Consider the following 10,617-nt stretch of genomic DNA (forward strand, 5'->3'; position numbering starts at 1 on the left):
CTATCGTCGTGCTCTGCCTGGATTTTTGCTTTTTCCACGGCATCGCGGATCAGCTGTATTTCTGCGGCCGGGTTCCTGAACCAGTCGAGGCTCCACAGATGCAGGAGATTCCAGCCCATGCCTTCCAGCACCGCAGTCCTCAGCCGGTCCCTGTCGCGCGCCGACTGTGCCTGATGGTAAGACTTTCCGTCACAGGTGATTCCCAGCAGATACCTTCCGGGATGGTCCGGATCGGTAATGGCCAGATCAATATAAAACCCTGCGGAGCCTACTTTTTCCCGTACGGTGAAGCCTTCCTTCCGCAGTGTTTCAGCCACCATGGTTTCAAAAGGCCGGGGCTGGTCCGGCTGTTCATCGTGATGGCTTTCAAATTTTCCGTGTTCGGCAAAGTAGAGGAAACTCTTCAGGGCCCGGATCCCGAATTTAGCCGCGGGGCCGATCACCATATCGGCGGCCGTAATATTGGTGAAAACCTCGCATCGCCTTTTGGCCCGGGTAATAAGCACGTTCAGCCTGCGCTCCCCGCCTTCATTGTTCAGCGGCCCGAAGCTCATCGGCACCTTCCCGTCTTCAGTCCTTCCGTACCCGATGCTGATGAAGATCACATCCCTTTCATCACCCTGTACATTTTCCAGGTTCTTCACGAAAAACGGTTCATCGGCATGATCCCTGAAAAAGCTTTCCGTTTCCGGATTTTTCCGCCTCCGGATTTCAATAGCGTTCTGTATGGCCTGCATCTGGGAAGTGCTGAAAGCGACCACGCCAAGACTCAGCTGAGGGCTGGCGAGGGCATGCCGGATAACGGCATCCGCTACTTCTTCGGCTTCCTTAGGATTGGTACGGGTTTTCCCTTTATCATAAAATGTACCCGGCAGATGGTTAAAGGCCAGCCCCATCCTGGTTTTTGATCCCGGACTCGGGAAAATCACCAGCCTGTTTTCATAAAATTCCTGGTTGGAGAGGCTGATCAGCGATTCGTGGCGGCTCCGGTAGTGCCAGCGGAGCATCCGCTGCGGTGCTCCCTGGGCATCACACATTCCAAGGATGCTCTGCATATCGGCCGTAACGTTGTCTTCATCTTCCGTATCGGTATTCAGTTTATCGAAAAAGCTGGTCGGCGGCATCTGGCGGGTATCTCCTACGACCACAATCTGCTTCCCTCTCAGGATGGCACCCAGTGCATCCACCGGCCTTACCTGGCTTGCCTCATCGAAGATCACCAGATCGAAACCGATACTGTCCGGCGGCAGGAAACCGGCGATGGACATCGGGCTCATCATCATCACCGGTTTAATGGCCTGTATGGCCAGCCCGGCTTCCTGCATCAGTTTCCGTACCGGCATATGCCTCGCCTTACGGTTAAACTCGCTCTTCAGGATATTGATCTGTCCGCCGCCTTCCTGTTTCGGTACGCCTTCCCAGTGCTTCAGGGCTACTTTAGCCCGGCTGTAATACTGCTTCAGCACATCCATCCGGCGAAAAGCGGCAATGGTTTCCTCGTGTGTAGACCGTTCGAATTTCCGGAGCTCCGTACTGTCCAGCATTGCCTGCTCCAGGAGGTAATCATACCAGGTTTTCTGCAGAGCCGTTCTCAGGTGCAGGCCGGCATCATTCCAGTTTTCGACTGCCTTGATCAGGAATCCGGCACCCTGCTGCTCCGTTGTTTCCTTCAGCACGTTCCACTGAACGGCTTTGTGCATCTCCGGCAGCTGTTCCTTCCACCGGGTAAGCACGGAAACCTGTGCCGAAAGCTTAAAATTCTCAATTCCGTTTCCGCTGAAATCCAGATGCTGAAATAAGGTCCGGAATGCCTTTTCCTGTTCATCCAGAAGAGCGGCGGTATTTTCTTTATGCTGACGGATCGTTCCGGTCTCCCTGTTTTCCTGCAGCAGACCGATAATTTCCGGCCGGATATCGCCTTTTCCGATGTGCGTATGAACTGCCTGCAGATAGTCAGCTGCATTTTTCAGCAATGTCCAGTCGGATCTCTGTTGTTGCCAGTACTGCCGGAACAGCCGTTCTCCTAATGCATTGTAGGACTGCAGTGTAGCCGAAAGCCTTTTCTCTTCCATTACGGTGTTTACCAGTTCCAGCTTTTGCTCCAGGCTGTCCGGCAAAGCGGCATTCAGGAAAGAGGCCAGTTTTTTCACACTCCTCTTATAATCACCGATCAGGAATTTATACCATTTGGAACCGTGCGCCATCAGGTTCTGCCTGATTTCCAGCATTTCCTGCCCCCAGGCTTCCGGAATGAAAACCGGATCATACCTGCGGTGGATTTCAGCCAACTTATTCCCTGTACTGATGATTTCTGCAATATCTGCCTGATTGTTGAGCCATGCACCGTCTTCAACGGACATCGAATCCGTTCCGGGATTTTTTACAGCCCAGTCTGCAGTCTGTACCAATTTTTTTATTTCGGCTGTATCCACAGGCACCGGGAACTCCATAGACCTGCTGAGCGCTTCTGACGCATGAATCAGGTTACCGGTAACCTGTACAGCCACCGATAACAGCCCGCGGGCCAGTTCTTCGTCTTTTGGAAGGAAAACCGTTAAACCCGTTCCGTAAAATACCAGCTTTTCCGGCGGCCCTATGCTGTTGAGCCTTGCCTGAACCTGTCCTGCAGCCCTTTCCAGATCCGTCATCCGCGCCGCATCCAGGGAAGACACGTTACTTATGGCAATGACAGGAAATTTATATTCCCTGTTTTCAGCGGAGATCCTGAGCAGATGGCCGATCACGTCGTGCACGGAAATACCGCTTTGCCCGGCAATGCGGTTCATTTCGTCCGCATACGCATTCAGTTCCTCCGTTACCGGCTCCAGCAGCCGGATCTCTTCTTCCAGATGGGCAACGGCAGGCTTTCCGAGTTCCAGGATGCGCTTTAATTCAGCATGAAGTTCACGTTTATTGGCTTTATGGCTATGGAGTTCCAGACAGGCTTCGCCGAGGCCGATGCTGTCCAGCCTCCTCTTTACCACTTCAAGAGCTGCCATTTTTTCGGCCACAAACAATACTTTCTTACCGCTTCCGACAGCATCTGCGATAAGGTTGGTAATGGTCTGGGATTTTCCGGTTCCGGGAGGTCCCTGGATCACCATATTCCGGCCTTCATGTATGGCCAGCATGGCAATTACCTGAGAACTGTCGGCATCCACTACCTGCATCAGCTGACCGGCCTCCGTTTCCTGATCCAGTTGGTGTCCTTCTCCTACCGTAGGCTGCGGCTCTGTGAAGCCGGCCCCGAAAAGGGACTGCAGGATGGGATGGTCAGCGGGATTTTTATGTTCCGGCCATCCGGAGGTATCAAGGTCGTGGTAAATCATAAATTTGCCGAAGGAGAAAAAGCCCAGCTCAATGGCATCAGCCTCTACTTCCCAGTTTTTCATGTGGGCAATATGTTCCCGGATGAGGCTGAAATAGCCTGAAATATCCAGGTCTTCCTCTTCAGGAAGTCCGGGAATGCTGATATTGAAATCGGCCATCATTTTTGCCTGCAGGGATAAATTGGTCCCGATGTCTCCACCAGTGTACCTCAGCCTGAAGCGCTCGCTCGCACTGGAACGTTCCAGGGTTACCGGAACCAGGACCAGCGGTGCTTTTCTCACTTCCTCATCATTGCCCTTTTCAAACCAGCTGAGCATTCCCAGGGACAGGAACAGGGTATTCACTCCCTGCTCTTCCAGGCTTGTACGGGCTGCATAATAGGTATTGAGGATTTTGGTCTGGAGTTTCTGCTCGGATTCATTGGTCTGGAGCCGGGTATCATGATAGGCTTCCTGCAGCTCATCCTCCGTAAGCGGCGGTAGCTCAGGCATTTCCTCATCCTCATCCATTTCCTTTTTACCGGGCCTGCCCAGAAATGTCATGGCTTTGTTCTGCTTTACCAGGATCTGGTAAATGGAGACCGATTGCTCCTGTACAATCCGGAGCCCACGGGCTTTAGGCACTTTATAATTCAGTAAGGTATTGCGCATCCCCAGATCCAGCAGCTCTTTTCTCGCCGCTTCCAGCTTGGGAAATATAAGGTCTCTCATAGTTTGTGATTATCGGCTCCTAATGTAAAGAAAAAATAGGGAATTATGAAATGGGTAACCTTAATGAGCAGCAGGGATTGATCTGAAATGCGGGAGGTTTTACGGATGTTTGTCATTCAGTTATGAGTTGTGAGTTATAAGTTATGGGTTGTGGATGCTGGACCGTGTATGAGAAGTTTTAACAATTTTATCAGGTTGATGGGCTTTGGTTTCCGCTACTGTTTGCTGTTGTATTTTTTTTAACGTCAAGTTTTTATCCTGATGCTTATTAGGAGGCAAAGGAAGATCAGCAGGCTGATCTGATGAACGGATTATCATGAATGTGATTAACAGACCGCTTCACCAATTTGCTCTTTTTTTCTTGGACCAAAGAAGGTCCATCATCAGATCTTGTTATGATCCAATATATTTTTTAAAGATATTTTAATAGTCGAAAGATGGGTGAACAGATTCTTCTGTCGATTTTCTTACGTTTATTTATTTCAGGATCCGGCATTTATTCAGGACTAAAGACAGGCAATCCGGAATCATTTTCGTATTTTTAATAGATCGATACTATTTTACTAAATACAGGAGCCGATTCATGAATACTAACGGAAAAATTTATCTTGACAATAATGCTACGACCCGCATGGATGAACGCGTCCTTCAGGCCATGCTTCCTTTTTTTACCGAAACCTATGAAAATGCAGGAAGCAGCCATCTGGCCGGTTTTACGGTTCATGAGCATGTAGAAAATGCAGCCTGGCAGGTTGCTGAACTCATTGGGGCACAGCCGGAGGAACTGGTTTTTACATCGGGTGCTACCGAAGCAATCAACCTGGCACTGCGCGGCATTTCAAACGGCAGCCGCAATCACTTCGTGACCGCAGCCACTGAACATAAAGCCGTGCTGGATACGGCAGACGATCTTACGCGAAACGGAAAATACAGCCAGACCCTCATCCCGGTACAAAGAGACGGACGGATTGATTTCCGGATTCTGAACGACGCTGTTTCGGAAAATACACTGATGGTAAATATCATGATGGTAAATAATGAGACCGGAACCCTTCAGGACATCAGGAAAATCAGTGAAATCGTTCATGCAAAGGGTGGTTTTCTCCTGTGTGATGCCACCCAGGCTGTCGGAAAGATTCCGGTGGATGCAAAAGGGCTGGGGATTGACCTGATGCCGTTTTCCGCCCATAAATTCCATGGTCCGAAAGGTATGGGCGCCCTTTACATCTCCGGCAGGCTGAAAAACCATTTCACTTCTCAGATTACCGGCGGTGGACAGCAGAACAACCGGCGCAGCGGTACACTGAACGTCCCGGGGATCATCGGGCTGGGCAAAGCCTGCGAGATAGCCCGGCAGGAAATGCAACAGGACCAGGTCCATATAAAAGAACTCCGTGATTACCTGGAACACGAACTTTTGTCTACGGAAGGCAGCTTTATCAACGGATCCGTTGACAACAGGATCCACACTACCAGCAACATCTGTTTTCCGGGTATCCTTTCCGAGCAGTTCATCCTGGCGCTGAAAACGATTTCCGTATCCAGCGGTTCTGCCTGCTCATCGGTAACGGCAAAGCCTTCCCATGTCCTGAAGGCTTTAGGTTTAGCGGATGATGAAGCCCTGAGCTCCATCCGCTTCAGCCTGGGGAAATTCAGCACCCTGGAAGAAATCAAAACGGCCGTCACCAGGATCAGGGCCATCATACAACAGCTCCGGTAGCAGATTGCTATCCGGAGCTGTATCATTATAAAATTAAAATAAGGCTAAAGCGACAGTAATTTATCAAAATGGATCGGAAGATCATAGATCCTCTTTCCTGTGGCATGATAGATGGCATTGGTAATGGCCGGCGGCATTCCTACCCCACCGATTTCCCCGACTCCTTTTACACCGAGGTCATTGACAAATGTATCGTGTTCTTCAACAAACAGGACCTGCAGATCGTGAATGTCGGCATGCACCGGGATATGATATTCTGCCAGGTCATCATTCATATACTTTCCTAACCGGTGATCCACAATGGTTTCCTCATGCAGCGCTTTGCTGATGCCCCAGATCATTCCGCCCAGCAACTGGCTTTCAGCAGTTTTCGGGTTGATGATTCTTCCGGCAGCTACAGCGGTAAGAGCCCGTTTTACCTCAATGGTACCCAATTCCTCATCCACTTCAACCTCCACGAAAACGGCACTGTGCACGGCACTGGCCTTCTTTCCGGAAGTTAAAGGGTTCGGCATCGCCGAGTTTTTGGTTTTGATGACCTTGCCTTCATTATCTTTCAGGATCTCTTCATAACTGACCCTGAGATCCGGGTTTTCCTTATGGACCACAAATCCGTCTTTACAGATGACTTCCTTAAATTTGGTACCAGCCAGTGCGGAATCCTTCATGGATCTGGCTTTTTTATAGATCTTTTCATTCAGTGCCTGACAGGCAGCCTGCACAGCCGGGCCAATGGTTGCTGTTGTAAACGAGCCCCCCTGGATCGGGGCAAAAGGCATTGAGCTGTCGGCATAGGAAAAAACAACCTTATCAAGAGGAAGTCCCAGTTCATCCGCTGCAATCTGGGTCATAATGGTGAAGGTTCCCGTTCCGATATCGGTAACGGCACTTTTTATTTCTACGCTTCCATCGGTATGAAGGATGGCTTCCGCACGGCCCAGCAGCCTGTTGGCATCCCACATTCCGGTGGCCATTCCATACCCGACAAGTTTATTCCCGCGTTTCATGCTCCTTGGCTCAGGCGTACGCTGATCCCATCCGAACTGCTTGGCTCCTTTCAGATAACATTCCTTCAGTTCTTTGCTGGAATAAATTTTTTCGCTGCTATGGTCAACATCCGTATAATTGATCAGTCTCAACTCTACCGGATCAATGTTTAATTCATAGGCAATCTCATCCATCGTCACTTCAATGGCATGCATGCCGGTGCTTCCGCCCGGTGCCCGCATATCCAGCGGGCTGTAAACGTCCACCGGTACGATTTTATGGTTCAGCTGGGTGTTTTCTGCCGGATACAGCATATTGGCCCAGTTTACGACAATTTCCACGTAATCTTCAAACTGCGAGGTCTCCCCCACTGCTTCATGAAAAATCGCATTCACCCTGCCGTCCTGACCGGCCCCGAATTTTGTGTGCTGCAAAGTAGGCGGGCGGTGCCCGATCATATACATCTGTGCCCTGTCCAACGTTACCCTTACATTGCGCTTCAGATGAAGGGAAGCCATCACTGCCATGAAGAGCTGATGCTGCGGCCGCAGGCCGGATCCGAATCCGCCGCCTACAAAAGGCGAGATCACCTGTACATTTTTCATTTTAAGCCCGAAAACATTCGCTACATACATCTGGGAATTGATGGTTCCCTGGGTTTTATCGTAAATTTTTAATTTTCCGTCCCCTTCATAAATAACCGTAGAGGCGAAAAGCTCCATGGGATTATGGTGCTCCGTACCGTGTTTGAAGGTACTGTCGATCTTTACGGCAGAATCTGCATACGCCTTTTCAAAATCCCCTTTCGGCGGCGGCGGCGGTGGTTTCAGCATGGAAGCCAGGCCTTTCTTGGGATCCCGTGCTTTTTCAAGATGAGCAAAGGCATCGGTATAAAAGTCTTTGTCTTCTTCATATTCGATGTTCAGCTTTTTGGCAGCCAGCCGTGCCATCTCGAAGCTTTCCGCTACGACCAGTGCAATCGGCTGTCCGTTATACCGGATTTCATTATCTTTCAGCGGCTTAAAAACAGTTCCCGGCGGAGCGTCCATATCGGCATACTGGAAATCAAACCACGCCGTGGAAGGACGATTTTCATGGGTCAGTATTTCCACAACGCCTTCCAGCTTTTCAGCTTCCGAGGTATCAATGGATTTAATTTTTCCTTTGGTGACGGTACTGTTGACTACGTAGCCGTACAGAAGGTCCGAAGGATTATAGTCACCCGCATATTTTGCAGTCCCAGTTACTTTCAGATGGCCTTCAAGACGGCTCTGCGGCGTTCCTACAGAGGGTATATTTTTCATAAATTTTTCTTTTGGATTTGAGGGTAATGGGTTTACAGCGACGGCTTTGCTCCGGGTCTCTGGGATCCGGGATTGAGTGCCATCATGCAGTTTCTGATAATGGCCCGTTTGGCCAGTCCAACTTTGAATTCGTTATCTTTAAATCCTTTGGCACCTGCCAGAATCAGATCGGCAGCACTGCTGAAATTTTCCTTTGAGGGCTCTTTTCCTTTCAGGAAATCTTCCGCTTCTTTTACCCTCCACGGCTTATGGGCAACGCCCCCGAGTGCAATAGCAATTTCTTTGATCATCCCCGCTTCAAGGGTGAATCCGGCTGCTACCGAAACCAGCGCAAAAGCATAGGAATTCCGGTCCCTGAGTTTCAGATAAGAATAGTTTTCAGCAAATCCTTCAGCCGGCAGTTCAATTCCGGTGATGATCTCATCTCTCTGCAGCGTATTATCAAGTTCAGGCGTATCTCCCGGCAGACGGTGAAATTCTTCAAACGGAATGATGCGGTCACCCGAAGCTCCCGTAACGTGTACTTTTGCACCTAAGGCAGCAAGGGCTACGCACATATCGGAAGGAAATACGGCAATGCAGTTCTCATTATGGCCCAGGATGGCATGGATCCGGTTGTATCCGTTGATTGCGGAACATCCCGATCCGGGTTCCCTTTTGTTGCAGGGCACATCAGGATCGTAGAAATAATAACATCGCGTACGCTGCAGAAGATTCCCTCCATTGGTCGCCATATTCCTGATCTGGGCGGAAGCACCTGCCAGAATGGTTTTTGAAAGCAGAGGATATCTTTCTTCAATCACCGGATGATGCGCTGTTTCTGCATTGGTCATCAGCGCCCCGAGTTTTACACTACCGTCTTCAAGTTCCGTGAGTGTACTGAAACCGGATACTTTATTGATGTCTATCAGCGTATCCGCTTCAGTAACAAAATACTTCATCAGGTCAATGAGATTCGTTCCGCCGGCCAGTATTTTATTGCCTTCAGTCTCTTTCAGTAAGGAAACGGCCTGTTGAAGGTCTGCTGCTTTGGTATAGGAAAAATTATTCATTACATTTCTTCTTTTACGGCCATGATGGCATTGATAATTCCCCTGTTGGCCCCGCAGCGGCAGAGGTTTCCGCTCATCAGGTCCTGGACCTCTTCCCGGCTGTTTCCTTTACCTTCGTTCAGAAGGCCCACGGCACTGCAGATCTGTCCCGGTGTACAGTATCCGCACTGAAAGGCATCATGCTCAATAAAAGCTTTCTGTACAGGATGTAAATTTTCTTCGCTGCCGATCCCTTCAATGGTGGTAATCTCTGCGCCGTCCCTCATGACGGCAAGCGTGAGGCAACTAAGCACTCTTTTGCCGTCGATCAGCACCGTGCAAGCTCCGCATTGTCCGTGGTCGCAGCCTTTTTTGGTTCCGGTAAGATGCAGGGTGTGCCGCAGCGCGTCCAGTAAGGACACCCAGGGTTTCAGTTCAAGCTCATGGCTCTGGCCATTTACTTTCAGGCTAATGGATTGGTTGTTCTGATCAGGCATATATCATGTATTTGGTGTTCATGAAGCCTATGCAAAAAAGAAACCGTTACGCTTCGGGAAGCCATAACGTGGTAGGAAGATACCCCTATTTAGAGTGGATCTAAAAAGCAAACCCCTGTTAGAGTTAAAAACTCTAACAGGGGTAGGTTAATGCCGGTAATTTTCTTTCAGCTGAAAGACGTGAAGCACCTGCGGGAAGAGAGACTGCACATATTCTTCGGCAGCTTTTTCAGAACCCGGAAAGGCGAGTACCAATGTTTTTCCGCTGAAGCCGGCAATACTTCTGGACAGCATGGCGGTTTTAATACGTTCCTGACCATAACGGCGGGCAGTCTCCATAATGCCAGGCATCGGCCGGTCGATCATGGGCAGCAGGGCGTCCGGGGTTACATCACGGGCCGAAACGCCGGTTCCCCCGGTAAAGATAACAAGATCGTAATTTCCCTCCCTGTGCTCGGCCAGGGTTTTCTGAATGACATTGCATTCGTCAGGCACAATGGTATAGCTGACCTGCTGAAAACCCTGTTTTTCCAGCTGGCTGATGATGGTCTTACCGGAAATATCTTCGTTTTTCCCTTCGTGAATACTGTCCGAGCATACCACCACGGCAGCTTTAAGATTTTCAGCCGGAAATTGAGAGTCCCCGGATTTCCCACCTTTTTTCTCAAGGAGCCTGATGTTGCGGATTTCCACCTTTTTATCAATGGGTTTCAGCATATCATACATCACAAGGGCAGCCACGGAGGCACCGTGCATGGCTTCCACTTCCACTCCAGTTTTATAAACGGTATGGACTTCCACAGAAATGATGACCGATAATCCTTCTATTTTAAACGTGATTCCGGTGTATTCCACCGGCAGCGGATGGCAGTCCGGGATGACATCGCTGGTTTTTTTAACACCGAACAGGGCTGCAGCTCTGGAAAATTCGAAAATATCCCCTTTCGGTACCTTACGCTGTTCGATGGCCTCTATGGTTTGCGGGGAGGAAGTTTCCACCGTAGCGGTAGCAATGGCTTTGCGCAGGGTGGACTGTTT

Annotated in this window: 6 protein-coding genes; 1 reads left to right on the forward strand and 5 read right to left on the reverse strand. The window is 49.8% G+C overall.

Translation table 11 applies throughout. The annotated features are described in order from the left end of the window. On the reverse strand, positions 1–4,040 hold a 4,040-nt coding region (locus QZ735_RS04905; protein ID WP_294244994.1), incomplete at its 3' end, for a DUF4011 domain-containing protein. Positions 4,041–4,623: 583 nt separating this feature from the next. Between QZ735_RS04905 and QZ735_RS04910 the strand changes: the two genes are divergently transcribed. After that, positions 4,624–5,760 carry a cysteine desulfurase family protein gene (locus QZ735_RS04910; RefSeq protein WP_294244996.1) on the forward strand — a complete coding sequence of 379 codons (1,137 nt, stop codon included), beginning with the start codon at positions 4,624–4,626 and terminating at the stop codon, positions 5,758–5,760. A 44-nt stretch (positions 5,761–5,804) separates the two neighbouring features. Here QZ735_RS04910 and QZ735_RS04915 read toward each other — a convergent pair whose 3' ends face one another. The 4 genes from QZ735_RS04915 to moaCB form a co-directional block, all read right to left on the reverse strand. Then, on the reverse strand, positions 5,805–8,051 hold the full coding sequence (locus tag QZ735_RS04915; protein WP_294244998.1) for a xanthine dehydrogenase family protein molybdopterin-binding subunit: 2,247 nt from the start codon (positions 8,049–8,051) through the stop codon (positions 5,805–5,807). Positions 8,052–8,083: 32 nt separating this feature from the next. Further along, on the reverse strand, positions 8,084–9,103 hold the full coding sequence (locus QZ735_RS04920) for a xanthine dehydrogenase family protein subunit M (protein ID WP_294245003.1): 1,020 nt from the start codon (positions 9,101–9,103) through the stop codon (positions 8,084–8,086). Next, on the reverse strand, positions 9,103–9,579 hold the full coding sequence (locus tag QZ735_RS04925) for a (2Fe-2S)-binding protein (protein WP_294245005.1): 477 nt from the start codon (positions 9,577–9,579) through the stop codon (positions 9,103–9,105). Before QZ735_RS04925 ends, QZ735_RS04920 begins: the two co-directional genes overlap by 1 nt. A 147-nt stretch (positions 9,580–9,726) precedes the next feature. Beyond that, a partial coding sequence (gene moaCB / locus QZ735_RS04930; protein ID WP_294245008.1) for a bifunctional molybdenum cofactor biosynthesis protein MoaC/MoaB occupies positions 9,727–10,617 on the reverse strand: 891 nt, incomplete at its 5' end.

This window comes from uncultured Chryseobacterium sp., from assembly GCF_913776365.1.
Lineage (GTDB): Bacteria > Bacteroidota > Bacteroidia > Flavobacteriales > Weeksellaceae > Chryseobacterium.